Source organism: Microbacterium sp. M (genome assembly GCF_045181065.1).
Classification (GTDB): Bacteria; Actinomycetota; Actinomycetes; order Actinomycetales; family Microbacteriaceae; genus Microbacterium.
The window spans coordinates 2,229,194-2,243,560 of sequence record NZ_CP173721.1; the positions used below are offsets into that span (position 1 = coordinate 2,229,194).

The window sequence follows — 14,367 nt, forward strand, 5'->3', positions numbered from 1 at the left end:
CGGCTCAGTGGCCGTGCCCTGCCCCGTGGCCGTCCTTGCCGTGCTGGGCCGCCCAGGCCTCGGCCTTGGCCGAGTGGCGGTTGGCGACGTGGCGATACGAGAAGGTCACCAGCCCGAGCAGCGCGAAGACGATCGCGGCGATGACACCGAAGATCAGCGTCTCGAGCGCCACGTTTCCGTGGTGCTCGGTCTCGGCGGCTGCCATCGCGAACTGTGCGACGAGATTCATCCTTGCTCCGTTTCGTGACCGGGGGCGCGAACGCGCTCCCCCATCCTATCGCTCAGCCGCGCGTCTGCCCCGCCCCACGCGCGAGCCACTTCGTGCTGGTCAGTTCGGAGAGCCCCATCGGCCCTCGCGCGTGCAGCTTCTGCGTCGAGATGCCGACCTCGGCGCCGAAGCCGAACTCCGCGCCATCGGTGAAGCGCGTGGAGGCGTTCACCATCACGACAGCCGAATCCACCTCGGCGAGGAAGCGCTCGGCGCTACGGGAATCGGTCGTGATGATCGCCTCGGTGTGCCCGGTGCTGTACCTGCGGATATGCGCCAGCGCGTCGTCGAGCGAATCCACGACCTTGATGGCGATGTCGAGACTGAGGTATTCGGTCTCCCAGTCCTCCTCCGTGGCCGGGATCACGTTGCTGACGAGCCCGGCGACGATGTCGTCGCCATGGATTGCGACGCCCTCGCTCTGCAGCGCGCTGGCCACCAGCGGGATGAGCCGCGGCGCGGCCTGACGGTGGACGAGCACGGTCTCGACGGCGTTGCAGACGCTGGGACGCTGGACCTTCGCGTTGACGACGATCTGCGTGGCCCAGTCGGCCGGCGCCGTCTCGTCGAGGACGATGTGCACGTTGCCCGCGCCGGTCTCGATCACCGGCACGGTGGATTCGGTGACGACGGCCTCGATGAGCGACGCACTGCCGCGGGGCACGAGCACGTCGATGAACCCCCGACCGTGCATGAGCGCCTTCGCACCGTCGCGTCCGAAGTCGTCGACGGTCTGGATCGCCTCCGGCGTGATGCCGATGCCCTCCAGCGCGTCGCGCATGACCTGCACGAGGACCGTGTTGGACTCCCGCGCGGCGCTGCCGCCGCGCAGCACGACCGCGTTGCCCGAGCGCAGCGCGAGCGCGGCGATGTCGACGGTCACGTTCGGTCGCGCTTCGTAGATGGCGCCGACCACTCCGAACGGCACGCGCACCTGCTGAAGAGCCACGCCGTTGGGCATCCGGTGTCCTCCGACGACTTGACCGACCGGGTCGGCCAGCGCGGCGACCTCACGGACGGCAGCGGCGAGGGCCGCGACGCGTGCGGAGTCCAGGCGCAGCCGATCGATCAGCGACGAGCCGATGCCGTCGGCTTTTCCGCGCGCGATGTCCTGCGCGTTCGCGGCGATGATCCGGTCCGCGTCGGCCTCCAGCGCCCGTGCGATCGCCTCGAGCGCCCGCGCCTTGTCATCGCTGGTGAGCTGCGCTGTGGCGCGAGACGCGTCCTTGGCGAGGGCGAGGCGCTGCTGTGGCCCTGCGACGTCCGTGGCGGCGGGGTCGGCGGGTGCGGTGAGGGTGTCGGCGCTCATCAGCCCAGTGTATCGAGCGGTGCTCTTCCCCGGGCCGCTGTGACAGGGGCGAGGGCGCGCCGATCAGGCGGGTGTCGCCGGCACGAACCAGGTGCCGATGTGCTCGCCGGACAGCGCCCGGTCGATGAGGTCGGCTCCGGTCACCAGCACGCCGATGCCGGATGCCGCGGCGAGCCGGGCGGCGGACACCTTGGTAGCCGCTCCTCCGGTGCCGACGCTGTTCACGACGGTGGCGCCGAACTCGAGACCCGTGAGATCCTCGTCGGCCCCGATCACGTCCAGCGGCTCGGCATCCGGATCCGTCGGAGGCTTGGTGTACAGCGCCTCGACATCGCTGAGCAGGACGAGGGCATCGGCCTGAACCAGCTGGGCGACCAGCGCCGCGAGCCGGTCGTTGTCTCCGAAGCGGATCTCCTGGGTCGCGACCGTGTCGTTCTCGTTCACGATCGGCAGGATCCGAAGGCCCAGCAGACGCTCCATCGCCCGACGGGCATTGCTGCGCGACGTCGGCGTCTCGAGGTCGCCCGTGGTCAGCAGCACCTGACCGGCGACGATCCCGAACGGGCGCAGCGCCTCCTGGTAGCGGTAGACGAGGATGTTCTGTCCGACAGCCGCCGCAGCCTGCTGCGTCGCGAGATCGGTCGGCCTGGCATCCAGATCGAGAAACGGGATGCCGGTGGCGATCGCTCCGGACGACACCAGGACGATCTCGCATCCGCGGCCGTGCGCCTTCTGCAGGGCGTTCACGATCATCGGGATCCGCCACGACGACTCACCGCTGATCGACGACGAGCCGACCTTCACCACGATGCGGGCGGCAGTGGCGAGCTCCTCGCGGGTGCGGGCCGTCATGCCTGGTCCCCGTCGAGGTCCTCCTCGGTGACGATGCGGCGCTCTTCGGCCTCAGCGCGCAGCGCGGCCTTGGCGTCCATCCGCTCGTAGTACTGCTCGCGGCGCTGCGTCGTCGTCCGTCGCGGGTTCGTCGCGGCGAAGCGCGGGTCGGTACCGCGAGGCGCGACCATCAGCTCCGCCGCCGAGGACATCGACGGCTCCCAGTCGAACACGAGGCCATCGCCCTCGCCGATGACGACCGTGGCGCCCGGCGTCGCGCCGAGACGGAACAGTTCGTCCTCGACGCCGAGACGCTCCAGGCGATCCGCGAGGTAGCCGACGGCTTCTTCGTTCTGGAAGTCGGTCTGCTGCACCCAGCGCACCGGCTTCTCGCCGATCACACGGTAGACGTTGCCGTAGGTGCCGCCCTCGACCCGCACCGTGAACTCCTTCTTGGAGCCCCTGGGGCGGATCACGACACGCTCGGTGGGGACGGCGACGGCCGCCTCTGCGCGGTGCTTCTCGACGATGTCGCCGAGTGCGAAGGTCAGCGGGCGCAGGCCCTCGTGCGACACCGTGGAGATCTCGAACACGCGGAAGCCGCGCTCCTCGAGCTCGGGGCGCACGAGTTCGGCGAGATCGCGTGCTTCCGGGACGTCGATCTTGTTCAGCGCGACGAGCTGCGGACGCTCCAGCAGCGGGATCTGGCCCTCTGGCACCTCGTAGGCTGCAAGCTCGGCGATGATGACGTCGAGATCGCTGATCGGGTCGCGACCCGGCTCGAGCGTGGCGCAGTCGAGCACGTGCAGCAGCGCGGAGCAGCGCTCCACATGGCGGAGGAACTCGAGACCGAGTCCGCGTCCTTCACTGGCGCCTTCGATGAGTCCTGGAACGTCGGCGACGGTGTAGCGCGCATCACCGGCCTGCACGACACCGAGATTCGGGTGCAGCGTCGTGAACGGGTAGTCGGCGATCTTGGGCCGCGCTGCCGAGATCGCTGCGATCAGGCTCGACTTGCCGGCCGACGGGTAGCCGACCAGTGCCACGTCGGCGACGGTCTTGAGCTCGAGGACGACGTCGCCCTCGAAACCCGGTGTGCCCAGCAGCGCGAAACCCGGCGCCTTGCGCTTCGGAGATGCGAGCGCCGCGTTGCCGAGGCCGCCGCGGCCGCCCTGGGCGACGACGACGCGCTCCCCTGGTACGACCATGTCCACCAGGACTTCGCCATCGGCATCCTTGACGACCGTGCCGACCGGAACCGGCAGTTCGAGGGTCTCCCCCGCGAAGCCGGAGCGATGGTCGCCCATGCCGAACCCGCCATTGCCGCTGGAGCGGTGCGGCGAGTGGTGATACGACAGCAGGGTGCCGGTCTGCGGGTCGGCGACGAGGACGATGTCGCCGCCGTCACCGCCGTTGCCGCCATCGGGGCCGCCGAGCGGCTTGAACTTCTCGCGGTGCACCGACACGCAGCCGTTGCCGCCCTTGCCTGCGCGCAGGTGGAGCGTCACCGTGTCGACGAAGGTGACCATGTGGTGTCCTCTGGTTCCTGAGCTGAGCGAAGGGGGAAAGCACGAACGGGACGGGCAAATGCCCGCCCCGTTCGGATGGTTGCTGTGCTGCGGATTACTCGGCAGCTGCGACGATGTTGACGACCTTGCGGCCGCCCTTCGCGCCGAACTCGACCGAGCCCGCTGCGAGAGCGAACAGCGTGTCGTCGCCGCCACGGCCGACGTTCACGCCGGGGTGGAAGTGCGTACCGCGCTGGCGGACGAGGATCTCGCCGGCGTTGACGGTCTGACCGCCGAAGCGCTTCACGCCGAGTCGCTGTGCGTTGGAGTCACGACCGTTGCGGGTCGAGCTCGCGCCCTTTTTGTGTGCCATTTCTCAGCTCCCCTTCGTGCTTACTTGATGCCGGTGATCTTGACGCGCGTGAGCTCCTGGCGGTGGCCCTGACGCTTCTTGTAACCGGTCTTGTTCTTGAACTTCTGGATGACGATCTTCGGGCCGCGGAGGTTGCCGATGACCTCGGCGGTGACCTTGACCTTCGCCAGCTTGTCGGCGTCGGTGGTCACCGTGGCGCCGTCGACGAGCAGCACTGCGGGCAGCTCGATCTTCTCGCCCTGGGTCGCCTTGACACGGTCGAGCTGAACGATCGTGCCGACCTCGACCTTCTCCTGCCGTCCGCCGGCGCGCACTACTGCGTAAACCACTTGATACCTGTTTCATCGGGGAGCTCAAGGCTCCGGAAATCTCACGGGAAGACTGTGCCTGCGTTCGTCGCAGGTCTGACGGGTGCGAGCACCGGGGCTCATCCGGACCGCCCTGGGGACGGTTCAGCTCGCGCACCAAGGGTCCACTTTACCGGATGCCGGCCGATGTGGCAAAGCGAGCGGATGCCGTGTCGCGCGAGATCCGCCCGGACGTAGGATCGCACGGTGACCGTACTCGTCGACGACCCGATCTGGCCCGCTCACGGACGGCTCTGGGCGCACCTCGTCAGCGATGAGGATCTCCATGAACTGCACGCCTTCGCACGCCGCAACGACGTGCCGGAGCGCGCGTTCGACCTCGACCACTACGACGTGCCGGAGGAGATCATCCCCCGGCTCGTCGCAGCAGGTGCCACCCCGGTGGGCGGAAAAGAGCTCACGCGTCGGCTGATCGCGTCAGGACTGCGCGTCCCCGCTCGCGACCGGCGCGGCAGTCACTGACCCCGAGTCGGCGTTCACGGACACCGGCGTGCCGGTGAGAGCAGCCGTGGTCACGCGGCGGCGGTTGCGCCCCTGACCGGGAGCCTTGGGCTCCGGCAGAGCATCCAGTACCGAGTCGAGAAGAACATCCGCCTCGGTGCGCGGCGCCTTGGCCCGCTCCGAGCGCTTCTTGCGCGCCTTCTTCGGACGCTCGGCCGCAGCGGGCAGCTCGACGGCCGGCGCCTCGTCCGGCGTTTCGGCCGCGACGACCCGCGTGGATGCCGCGATCTGAGCGAGAGCCGTCTTCGCACCTTCGGGGATGCTGTGGGTCACACCGGCCGCCGGCGCCGGCGCGCTGGGCTGGTTGCCGCCGCGCTGACGACGGTTCGATGTGCTGCCGTTGCTCGAACGGTGCTTGACCACCGGGTCGTGGTGCACGATGACACCGCGGCCGGCGCAGACCTCGCACGCCTCGCTGAACGTCTCCAGCAGGCCGAGTCCGAGCTTCTTGCGGGTCATCTGCACGAGCCCGAGCGATGTGACCTCCGCCACCTGGTGCTTGGTCCGATCGCGGCTCAGGCACTCCACGAGACGGCGCAGCACGAGATCGCGGTTGGACTCGAGCACCATGTCGATGAAGTCGACGACGATGATGCCGCCGATGTCGCGCAGACGGAGCTGACGGACGATCTCCTCAGCGGCCTCGAGGTTGTTCTTCGTGACCGTCTCTTCGAGATTGCCGCCGGATCCGACGAACTTGCCGGTGTTGACGTCGACGACGGTCATGGCCTCGGTGCGGTCGATCACGAGCGAACCACCGGAGGGCAGCCAGACCTTGCGGTCCAGAGCCTTCTCGATCTGCTCGGTGACGCGGAACACGTCGAACGGGTCTGATTCGTCCTCGTACTCCTCGACGCGCTCGAGCAGATCCGGCGCGACGCTCTCGAGGTAGGCGCGGATCGTGCGCTGCGCCTCTTCGCCCTGGATGAGCATCTTCGTGAAGTCCTCGTTGAAGACGTCGCGGACGATCTTCACCAGGAGGTCGGGCTCGGCATGCAGGAGCGCGGGCGCCTGCTGGTTCTCGACCTGCTTGCGGATGTGCTCCCACTGGTTCGTGAGGCGCTGCACATCGCGGGTGAGCTGGTCCTCGGTCGCGCCCTCGGCGGCCGTGCGGACGATGACGCCGCTGGACTCGGGCAGGACCTCCTTGAGGATGCGCTTGAGACGCGCGCGCTCGTTGTCGGGGAGCTTGCGCGAGATGCCGTTCATCGATCCGTTCGGCACGTACACGAGGTAGCGGCCGGGGAGCGAGATCTGGCTGGTCAGGCGAGCACCCTTGTGGCCGACCGGATCCTTCGTCACCTGCACGAGGACACGATCGCCCGGCTTGAGGGCGAGCTCGATGCGTCGCGGCTGGTTGCCGGTCTCGACGCCGTCCCAGTCGACCTCACCGGAGTACAGCACGGCATTGCGTCCGCGGCCGATGTCGACGAACGCCGCCTCCATGCTGGGCAGGACGTTCTGGACGCGGCCGAGGTACACGTTGCCGATGAGCGACGCGTCCTGGTTGCGGGCCACGTAGTGCTCGACGAGCACCTTGTCCTCGATGACCGCGATCTGCGTGCGGCCGTTCTTGGAGCGGACGACCATGTTGCGGTCCACGGATTCGCGGCGCGCGAGGAACTCCGCCTCGGTGACCACGGGACGACGGCGCCCGGCATCGCGACCGTCACGGCGGCGCTGCTTCTTGGCCTCGAGGCGCGTGGAGCCCTTGATGGCCTTCGGCTCGGTGATGTACTCGACGACGCGCTGACGCTGGCGCGGCTCGGAGCGCTGCTCGTCATCGCCTTCGCCATTGCCCCCGCGGCGACGACGTCCACGGCGCGCGGGCGAGCCGGACTCGTCGGCATCCTGGTCGCGGTCACGGTCACGATCGCGATCACGGGCGCCGTCGCGGTCACGGCCTGGTCGCGCAGGCAGCGGTGCGATCTCGGGCGCATAGAAGTGCAACTGGGTGGAGACGCGCGAGACGAAGGTCTCGGGGATCAGCCCCAGGCTGACCGCGGTGAGCGGCTCGGGCTTGGCGGGTACGGACACGGGCTCAGGCGCGGTCTTCACAGCTTCGGGCTCGGCCGCACCGGACTCTGACTCGGCCGGGGACTCCGCCGGAACCGGGGCGCTCGTCGCGGGCTCTGCGTCGGCGGGCTCGGCGGGCTCTGACGTTGCCGTCTCTGCGTCGGGCAGCACAGCCGTTGCGGACTCTTCCTCGACGGGCGCGGAATCGACCTCGCTCGACTCCGGCTCAGACTCGCTCGACTCAGGAGCCGGCTCGGGCACGGTCTCGGTCGGCGCCGCGTCGGACTCCGATCCGGGCTCGCCCGTCTCGCGCTCAGATGCGTCCGGCGTGTCGGCCGACGTCTGCTCGGGAGCGTCCGCTCCGGCATCCTCTGCAGGCACGTCGACGTCCGGAGCCTCAGCGGAGTCCGGAGTCTGCAGCGTCGCGTCTAGCGCGGGCTCTGCATTCTCGTCGAGGGTCGGGTTGTTGTTGTCATTGTTGTCATCGGCCATCTCTGGCGAACTCCCTGCACGGGCACTGTGTGCTCCGCGAAATCTCATGCGGCACGGGCCGCGAACTCACTCGGCGTGCGATCGGCTCTTCTGCTCTGATCGCGTGGGGCGTGTGCCCCGAAGTCTTCGTCGATGCCTGTCAGCGGCGGCGCCGCGAGAAGCATCACACGCCATTATCGCATCATGCGCGGGATATCGCGGCATCCGACGTGCGGATTGTCCCGGCGGCCTCACGCTGCGCCCATAGCAATCGCTGAGATACTGGCGCTATGACGGAGCAGCGCCCCCGCTATGTCGGGTACGGAATCTGGTTGATCATCGCGAGCGTGATCGGGTGGTGGGCCGCCTTCCAACTCACCGTGGAGAAGTTCTACCTGCTCGAGAATCCTGGCGACCCGCTGGCCTGCGACATCAGCCCCTTCCTGCAGTGCAGCACGAATCTCGGATCATGGCAGGGTGCCGTCTTCGGCTTTCCGAATCCGCTTCTCGGTCTGACCGGCTGGATGGCTCCGCTCGTCGTCGGCGTGGCGCTGATCGCGGGCGCCCGCTTCCCGCGCTGGTTCTGGGCCCTGTTCGGCGCCGGGATCACCTTCGCGTTCGGGTTCGTGTGCTGGCTGATCGGACAGACCGTCTTCGAGCTCTTCGTGCTCTGCCCCTGGTGCCTGGTCACCTGGGCGGTCACGATCCCCACGTTCATCTCGACGATGGTGCATCTGCTGCGAAACGGCACGTTCAGCCGATCGGAAAAGGCGATGGCGATCGGTCAGAAGCTCATGGCGTGGGTGCCGCTGGCTTCCATCGTGGGCTGCGCGCTGGTCATCCTCCTGCTGCAGGTGAACAACATGGACTTCCTGGGCGCCCTCGTGGATCTCTGGTTCTGACCGCCCTTGCAGCACGAAGGCCCGCTCCCTCAGGGAGCGGGCCTTCGTCAGCGGTTGGGTTTCGACTCGCTGCGCTCGCTCAACCTTGACACGAGCTCGACTCAACGCGGCTGCGCCGCATTGAGTCCAGCCGTGTCAAAACCAGATGCCGAGCTCGCGCGCGGCGGACTCGGGGCTGTCGGAGCCGTGGACGAGGTTCTGCTGCACCTTCAGGCCCCAGTCGCGACCGAAGTCGCCGCGGATCGTGCCCGGCGCGGCCGTGGTCGGGTCGGTGGTGCCGGCGAGCGAGCGGAAGCCCTCGATCACGCGGTTTCCGGCGAGACGGATCGCCACGGACGGTCCGGACAGCATGAACTCGAGCAGCGGCTCGTAGAACGGCTTGCCCTCGTGCTCGGCGTAGTGCGCGGCCAGCAGGTCGCGGTCCGGCTCGACGAGGCGGATGTCGACGAGCGCATAGCCCTTGGCTTCGATGCGCGCGAGAATCGTGCCGGTGAGGCCGCGAGCGACGCCATCGGGCTTGACGAGGACGAGGGTTTCTTCGGTGGCCATGTCATTCACTCTCTGTCGAAGAATCGGTTTCGGCTCCTGCCGGACGTCGTGCATCCAGCTTGGCCCCCATGATCGTCGCATACCCCCACATGCCACCGAAAACCAGCACGACCATGAGCATGGCCGGGACCAGGAACGCGGACAGTCCGACGATCAGCTGTACCGCCCACCCCGCGGCGATCGCCCCCGGCTTCGTGATGAGTCCGGCGATCGCGATGCACGCCAGTGCCAGCACGGCACCGCCGACGATGGCCCACCAGTCGGCGATCGGGTCGGGCAGCACTCGGAGGCCGAAGATCGTCAGGCCGCCGAGGAACACGACGATCGCCTCGAAACCCAGCACGATCGGCGCGAGTTTCTGGACGAGGCTGCGCTGCGCACGCGGACGCTGCGCCGAGGGAGTGTCGCTCATGCGCGCCACCCGGATTTCCAGTCCTCTTCCTCGGCCAGGGCGATCGCCTCGCCGGCGAGCACAACGGAGCCGGCGATCACGACCGCACGGCGGTCGGAGGATGCCGCCCACTCGCGCGCCGCATCTGCGGCCTCGGCGAGAGACGGGTGCACGGTGGCCCGGTGCCCGGCCTGCTCGACCAGGTCCGCGATCGCGTCGGCATCGCTCGCGCGTTCCGACTCCGGCGCGGTCGCGAACACGTGCGCTGCCGCCGGTGCCAGCACGGACACGATGCCTGCGGCATCCTTGTCGGACAGGATGCCGAGAACCACGCCCCACTCGTCGAAATCGAAGCTGTCGTCGAGCGCCTGCGCGAGGGCGGTCGCGCCGTGCGGGTTGTGCGCCGCGTCCACGACCACCGTCGGTGCGATGCCCAGCAACTGCAGTCGCCCCGGCGACGTCGCGCCCTGGAAGCCTTCGGTGATGATGTCGCCGGCGATCGGCTGCGATCCTCCGCCGATCAAGGACTCGACCGCAGCGACCGCCAGAGCGGCATTGTGCCCCTGGTGGGCACCGTAGAGCGGGAGATATTCCTCGACGTACTGGCCGGCGAGGCCCCGCACGGTGAGCAGCTGACCGCCGACCGCGAGCTTCTGCTCGGCGAGCCCGAAATCGGCACCCTCGAACGCGATCGTCGCGCTCTTCTCCGCGGCCACACGGCGCAGCACCTCAGCGACCTCATCCGGTTGCTGCGCGGAGACGACAGCCGCGCCCTCCTTGATGATTCCTGCCTTCACCTCGGCGATGGCCTCGATCGTGTCGCCGAGCCGATCCGCATGGTCGATGTCGATCGGCGCGAACACCGCGACGTCGCCATCGGCCGTGTTGGTCGAATCCCACGCGCCGCCCATGCCGACCTCGAGCACGAGCACGTCGACGGGTGCGTCGGCGGCCGCGACGAACGCGAGCACCGTGAGCAGTTCGAAGAACGTCAGCGCTGCGTCACCAGCAGCTTCGAGTTCGGCGTCGACGATGCCGACGAACGGCTCGATCTCGTCCCAGGCGTCGGCGATCGCGCCGTCGTCGATGGGCTCGCCGTCGATCATGATGCGCTCGGTGAAGCGCTCCAGATGCGGGCTCGTGAACAGACCGGTGCGCAGACCGTGCGCCCTGAGCAGGCTCTCGATCATCCGCGCGGTCGAGGTCTTCCCGTTCGTGCCGGTGATGTGCACGACGCGGTAGGTGCGCTGCGGATCATCCAGCAGGGTCAGGATGCGCGCCGTCCGCTCCTTGCGGGGCTGCACCCACCGCTCGCCCGCTCGAGCAAGCAGCGCCTCGTAGACGGCATCCGCGCGGTCGCGATCAGACATTCGTTGCTCCTGCACGTTCGATGGTGACGACGATCCCGGATTTCTCCGAACCGAGCGCTCTCGCGCCGCTCTTGAAGAAGCCACCGCCGCTCGTGGCCGCGTCGACGAGAACATCGATGTCGTCCACTCCGCTGACTGCCCAGCTGGTTGCGAGAGTCTCCCCCGCGATGAACTCCCCGTGCGCCAGGAGGGCATCGACGTTCGCGACCGCGACGTCGAGCGTCAATACGATGCGATCGCTCACGTCGAGATCGGCGTTCTTACGAGCCTCCTGCACGACGCGGATCGCGTCCCGAGCCAGTCCTTCGGACTCGAGATCCGGTGTGGTCAGCGTGTCCAGCAGCACGAATCCACCGCTCGGGACGATCGCGAGGGCCTCGCCCTCCGGGCGACCGGTGGTCTCCAGTACCAGCTCGTACTCGTGCGGCTCCAGCACGACGCCGTCAGCCGTCACGACGCCGGCGTCTTCGGTCCAGAAGCCGTCCTTCGCGGCGCGGATCACCCGCTGCACCTCCTTGCCGAGGCGAGGACCTGCGGCGCGTGCGTTCACGCTCAGGCGGTGGCTGATGCCGTACTCCGCCGCGGCGTTGTCGGTGAGCTGCACGAGCTCGACGGACTTGACGTTGAGCTCTTCGCGCAGGATGTCCTCGAACTGCCCGAGCGAACCGGCCAGCGGCGAGACGACAGTCAGTCGGGCGAGCGGCAGGCGCACGCGCAGCTTCTCCTTCTTGCGCAGGGCGTTGCCGACGCTGGAGAGTTCGCGCACGGCATCCATCGCATCGCGGATCTCATCCGCAGCCGGGAACGCCGAGGCATCCGGCCAGTCCGTCAGGTGGACGCTGCGGCCACCCGTGAGCCCCTGCCAGACGCGCTCGCTGATCAGCGGCACGAGCGGAGCCGCGACGCGGCTCAGGGTCTCGAGCACGGTGTAGAGGGTGTCGAAGGCCTCACGGCTCTTCGGGTCGTCGGTGACACCGGTCCAGAAGCGGTCACGCGAGCGCCGGATGTACCAGTTCGTCAGAGTCTCGGCGAAGTCGCGCAGGCGGCCGGCCGCCGTCGTCGAGTCCAGGCCCTCGAGGTCGGTCTGGACCTCGCGCACGAGGTCGCCGAGGCGGGCGAGGATGTAGCGGTCCAGGACATCGGTCGAGTCCGTGCGCCAGGATGCCTCGTAGCCGTCGCCCGACGCGTTGGCGTAGGTCGCGAAGAAGTACCACGAGTTCCACAGCGGAAGCAGGAACTCACGGACGCCGGCGCGGATCCCCTCCTCCGTCACCGCGAGATTGCCACCGCGGAGCACCGAGCTCGACATGAGGAACCAGCGCATCGCATCGGAGCCGTCGCGGTCGAGCACTTCGGAGACGTCGGGGTAGTTGCGCAGCGATTTCGACATCTTGTAGCCGTCGCTGCCGAGCACGATGCCGTGGCAGCTGACACCGGTGAACGCCGGGCGATCGAACAGCGCGGTCGACAGCACGTGCATGACGTAGAACCAGCCGCGGGTCTGTCCGATGTACTCCACGATGAAGTCCGCCGGCGCGTGGGCGTCGAACCACTCCTGGTTCTCGAACGGGTAGTGCACCTGGGCGTACGGCATCGAACCGGAGTCGAACCACACGTCGAAGACGTCCTCGATGCGGCGCATCGTGCTCTTGCCCGTCGGGTCGTCCGGGTTCGGACGCGTCAGGTCGTCGATGTACGGGCGGTGCAGATCGATCTCGCCCTCCGGATTGCGCGGGAGCGCACCGAAGTCGCGCTCCAGCTCTTCCAGCGAACCGTAGGCGTCGACACGCGGGTATTCGGGGTCGTCGCTCTTCCAGATCGGGATCGGCGAGCCCCAGTAGCGGTTGCGGCTGATCGACCAGTCGCGCGCGCCCTCGAGCCACTTGCCGAACTGGCCGTGCTTGACGTTCTCGGGCACCCAGGTGATCTGCTCGTTGTTCGCGAGCATGTCGTCCTTGATGTCCGTGACGCGGATGAACCAGCTCGACACGGCCTTGTAGATCAGGGGGTTCCGGCAGCGCCAGCAATGCGGGTAGGAGTGCTCGTAGCTCTGCAGCCGGATGAGTCTGCCCTGCTCGCGCACCAACCGGACGAGAGGCGTGTTCGCATCCATCCAGAGCTCGCCGGCGACGTCGGTCACGTTCGGGAGGAAACGTCCCCCGTCGTCGAGGGACAGGATCGTCGGGATGCCGGCAGCCGTCGCGACGCGCTGGTCGTCCTCGCCGTAGGCGGGCGCCTGGTGGACGACGCCGGTGCCGTCCGAGGTCGTGACGTAGTCGTCGACGAGGATGCGCCAGGCGTTCTCGGTGCCGTAGGTCGCGGCATCCGTGTAGTAGTCGAACAGCGGCTCGTAGCTCAGGCCGGACAGCTCCGCCCCCGAGACGGTGCGCTCGACGGCATCGGATGCCGCGGCGGCGTCCTCGTAACCGAGATCCTTCGCGTACCCGGCGAGCAGGTCGGCGGCGAGCAGGAAGCGGCCGGCGCTGCCGTCTGCAGCACCATTCGGACCCGCTGGGACGACCGCGTAGGCGATCTCCGGACCGACGGCGAGCGCCATGTTGGTCGGAAGGGTCCACGGGGTCGTCGTCCACGCGAGGACGCGGACGCCGTCGAGACCCTTCGCCTCGGCATCCGGCCCTGTGAGGGGGAACGCGACCGTGACGGACGGGTCCTGGCGCATCTGGTACACGTCGTCGTCCATGCGCAGCTCGTGCGCGCTCAGCGGCGTCTCGTCACGCCAGCAGTACGGCAGGACGCGGTAGCCCTCGTAGGCGAGCCCCTTGTCGTACAGCGTCTTGAACGCCCACAGCACGCTCTCCATGTAGCCGAGATCGAGCGTCTTGTACCCGCGGTCGAAGTCGACCCAGCGCGCCTGACGCGTGACGTAGTCCTGCCATTCGCGTGTGTAGGCCAGCACGGAGCTCTTCGCCTTCGCGTTGAAGACGTCGATGCCCATGTCCTCGATCTCGCTCTTCTCGGTGATGCCGAGCTGCTTCATCGCCTCGAGTTCAGCGGGCAGGCCGTGGGTGTCCCAGCCGAAGACGCGGTCGACCTTCTTGCCGAGCATCGTCTGGAAGCGCGGGAAGAGATCCTTGGCGTATCCCGTCAGGAGGTGCCCGTAGTGCGGCAGGCCGTTGGCGAACGGCGGGCCGTCGTAGAACACCCACTCCTCGGCGCCGTCGCGCTGCGCGATGGAGGCGCGGAACGTGTCGTCCGTCTTCCAGAACTCCAGGATCTCCTGCTCGATCGCGGGCAGCCGCGGGCTGGGCGTGACGGAGTCGGCGGCGGGGCCGAAGGCGGAAGGGCGTGGATAGGTCATCGTGACTCGCAGTGTTCGTCGTGGCGGATGCTGCTGCGAGGACGATCCTGTCGTGCGAAGGACCGCGGTACCACCCCGCGTGCGCCGCCTCACGGCGGGGCCACTCTCACTGCGGCGATGACGGGCCTGCCCCGCTCGGTTCTAGTAGGTCCTGCGACTGTTCTTCCGAGAGCTCCCCGGTGATGGCCGGA

At 68.3% G+C, this 14,367-nt stretch carries 13 protein-coding genes; 2 read left to right on the forward strand and 11 right to left on the reverse strand.

The window, feature by feature from the left end:
* Nucleotides 1-4 precede the first annotated feature (4 nt).
* The 6 genes from ACI7YT_RS10815 to rplU form a co-directional block, all read right to left on the reverse strand.
* Nucleotides 5-229, reverse strand: coding sequence for a hypothetical protein (locus tag ACI7YT_RS10815; RefSeq protein ID WP_376180527.1), 225 nt, complete (start codon nt 227-229; stop codon nt 5-7).
* 52 nt (nt 230-281) lie between these two features.
* Nucleotides 282-1,577: a glutamate-5-semialdehyde dehydrogenase gene (locus ACI7YT_RS10820; protein ID WP_406245537.1), complete on the reverse strand. Its 1,296-nt coding sequence runs from the start codon at nt 1,575-1,577 to the stop codon at nt 282-284.
* Nucleotides 1,578-1,640: 63 nt separating this feature from the next.
* Nucleotides 1,641-2,429 (reverse strand): glutamate 5-kinase, encoded by a 789-nt coding sequence (gene proB, locus ACI7YT_RS10825; protein ID WP_406245538.1) that lies wholly within the window; start codon nt 2,427-2,429, stop codon nt 1,641-1,643.
* The gene (gene obgE, locus ACI7YT_RS10830; protein WP_406245539.1) at nt 2,426-3,937 is read right to left on the reverse strand and encodes a GTPase ObgE; all 1,512 of its coding nucleotides are present in this window, start codon (nt 3,935-3,937) and stop codon (nt 2,426-2,428) included. Before obgE ends, proB begins: the two co-directional genes overlap by 4 nt.
* 94 nt (nt 3,938-4,031) lie before the next feature.
* On the reverse strand, nt 4,032-4,289 hold the full coding sequence (rpmA, locus tag ACI7YT_RS10835; protein WP_243225898.1) for a 50S ribosomal protein L27: 258 nt from the start codon (nt 4,287-4,289) through the stop codon (nt 4,032-4,034).
* Nucleotides 4,290-4,309: 20 nt separating this feature from the next.
* A complete protein-coding gene (gene rplU, locus ACI7YT_RS10840) occupies nt 4,310-4,618 on the reverse strand; it encodes a 50S ribosomal protein L21 (protein WP_406245540.1) in 309 nt (102 codons plus the stop codon).
* Between the two features lie 225 nt (nt 4,619-4,843).
* Here rplU and ACI7YT_RS10845 point away from each other — a divergent pair, with 225 nt between their 5' ends.
* A complete protein-coding gene (locus tag ACI7YT_RS10845; protein ID WP_406245541.1) occupies nt 4,844-5,119 on the forward strand; it encodes a DUF4031 domain-containing protein in 276 nt (91 codons plus the stop codon).
* Here ACI7YT_RS10845 and ACI7YT_RS10850 read toward each other — a convergent pair.
* Nucleotides 5,075-7,666: an Rne/Rng family ribonuclease gene (locus ACI7YT_RS10850; protein WP_406245542.1), complete on the reverse strand. Its 2,592-nt coding sequence runs from the start codon at nt 7,664-7,666 to the stop codon at nt 5,075-5,077. The genes ACI7YT_RS10845 and ACI7YT_RS10850 overlap by 45 nt on opposite strands.
* 269 nt (nt 7,667-7,935) lie before the next feature.
* Here ACI7YT_RS10850 and ACI7YT_RS10855 point away from each other — a divergent pair, with 269 nt between their 5' ends.
* Nucleotides 7,936-8,547 carry a vitamin K epoxide reductase family protein gene (locus ACI7YT_RS10855; protein ID WP_406245543.1) on the forward strand — a complete coding sequence of 204 codons (612 nt, stop codon included), beginning with the start codon at nt 7,936-7,938 and terminating at the stop codon, nt 8,545-8,547.
* Nucleotides 8,548-8,682: 135 nt separating this feature from the next.
* Here the strand turns inward: ACI7YT_RS10855 and ndk are convergent, their stop codons facing one another.
* Genes ndk through ileS form a run of 4 tightly spaced genes read right to left on the reverse strand, consistent with a single transcriptional unit; the run spans nt 8,683 to nt 14,176 of the window.
* Complete coding sequence (gene ndk / locus ACI7YT_RS10860; protein WP_406245544.1) at nt 8,683-9,096, reverse strand: nucleoside-diphosphate kinase; 414 nt, start codon at nt 9,094-9,096, stop codon at nt 8,683-8,685.
* A gap of 1 nt (nt 9,097) precedes the next feature.
* On the reverse strand, nt 9,098-9,508 hold the full coding sequence (locus ACI7YT_RS10865; protein WP_406245545.1) for a DUF4233 domain-containing protein: 411 nt from the start codon (nt 9,506-9,508) through the stop codon (nt 9,098-9,100).
* Entirely contained in the window at nt 9,505-10,857 is a 1,353-nt protein-coding gene (locus ACI7YT_RS10870; protein WP_406245546.1) for a bifunctional folylpolyglutamate synthase/dihydrofolate synthase, read from the reverse strand. Before ACI7YT_RS10870 ends, ACI7YT_RS10865 begins: the two co-directional genes overlap by 4 nt.
* The gene (ileS, locus tag ACI7YT_RS10875; protein WP_406245547.1) at nt 10,850-14,176 is read right to left on the reverse strand and encodes an isoleucine--tRNA ligase; all 3,327 of its coding nucleotides are present in this window, start codon (nt 14,174-14,176) and stop codon (nt 10,850-10,852) included. The genes ACI7YT_RS10870 and ileS overlap by 8 nt, the downstream gene beginning before the upstream one ends.
* Between the last annotated feature and the right edge of the window lie 191 nt (nt 14,177-14,367).

Excerpts from the sequence above, each read along its gene's own strand:
- ACI7YT_RS10815 (WP_376180527.1), bottom strand. The coding sequence starts at position 229 with ATGAATCTCGTCGCACAGTTCGCGATGGCAGCCGCCGAGACCGAGCAC.
- ileS (WP_406245547.1), bottom strand. The coding sequence starts at position 14,176 with ATGACCTATCCACGCCCTTCCGCCTTCGGCCCCGCCGCCGACTCCGTC.
- proB (WP_406245538.1), bottom strand. The coding sequence starts at position 2,429 with ATGACGGCCCGCACCCGCGAGGAGCTCGCCACTGCCGCCCGCATCGTG.
- ACI7YT_RS10870 (WP_406245546.1), bottom strand. The coding sequence starts at position 10,857 with ATGTCTGATCGCGACCGCGCGGATGCCGTCTACGAGGCGCTGCTTGCT.
- rpmA (WP_243225898.1), bottom strand. The coding sequence starts at position 4,289 with ATGGCACACAAAAAGGGCGCGAGCTCGACCCGCAACGGTCGTGACTCC.
- ACI7YT_RS10865 (WP_406245545.1), bottom strand. The coding sequence starts at position 9,508 with ATGAGCGACACTCCCTCGGCGCAGCGTCCGCGTGCGCAGCGCAGCCTC.
- ACI7YT_RS10850 (WP_406245542.1), bottom strand. The coding sequence starts at position 7,666 with ATGGCCGATGACAACAATGACAACAACAACCCGACCCTCGACGAGAAT.
- ndk (WP_406245544.1), bottom strand. The coding sequence starts at position 9,096 with ATGGCCACCGAAGAAACCCTCGTCCTCGTCAAGCCCGATGGCGTCGCT.
- ACI7YT_RS10855 (WP_406245543.1), top strand. The coding sequence starts at position 7,936 with ATGACGGAGCAGCGCCCCCGCTATGTCGGGTACGGAATCTGGTTGATC.
- obgE (WP_406245539.1), bottom strand. The coding sequence starts at position 3,937 with ATGGTCACCTTCGTCGACACGGTGACGCTCCACCTGCGCGCAGGCAAG.
- ACI7YT_RS10820 (WP_406245537.1), bottom strand. The coding sequence starts at position 1,577 with ATGAGCGCCGACACCCTCACCGCACCCGCCGACCCCGCCGCCACGGAC.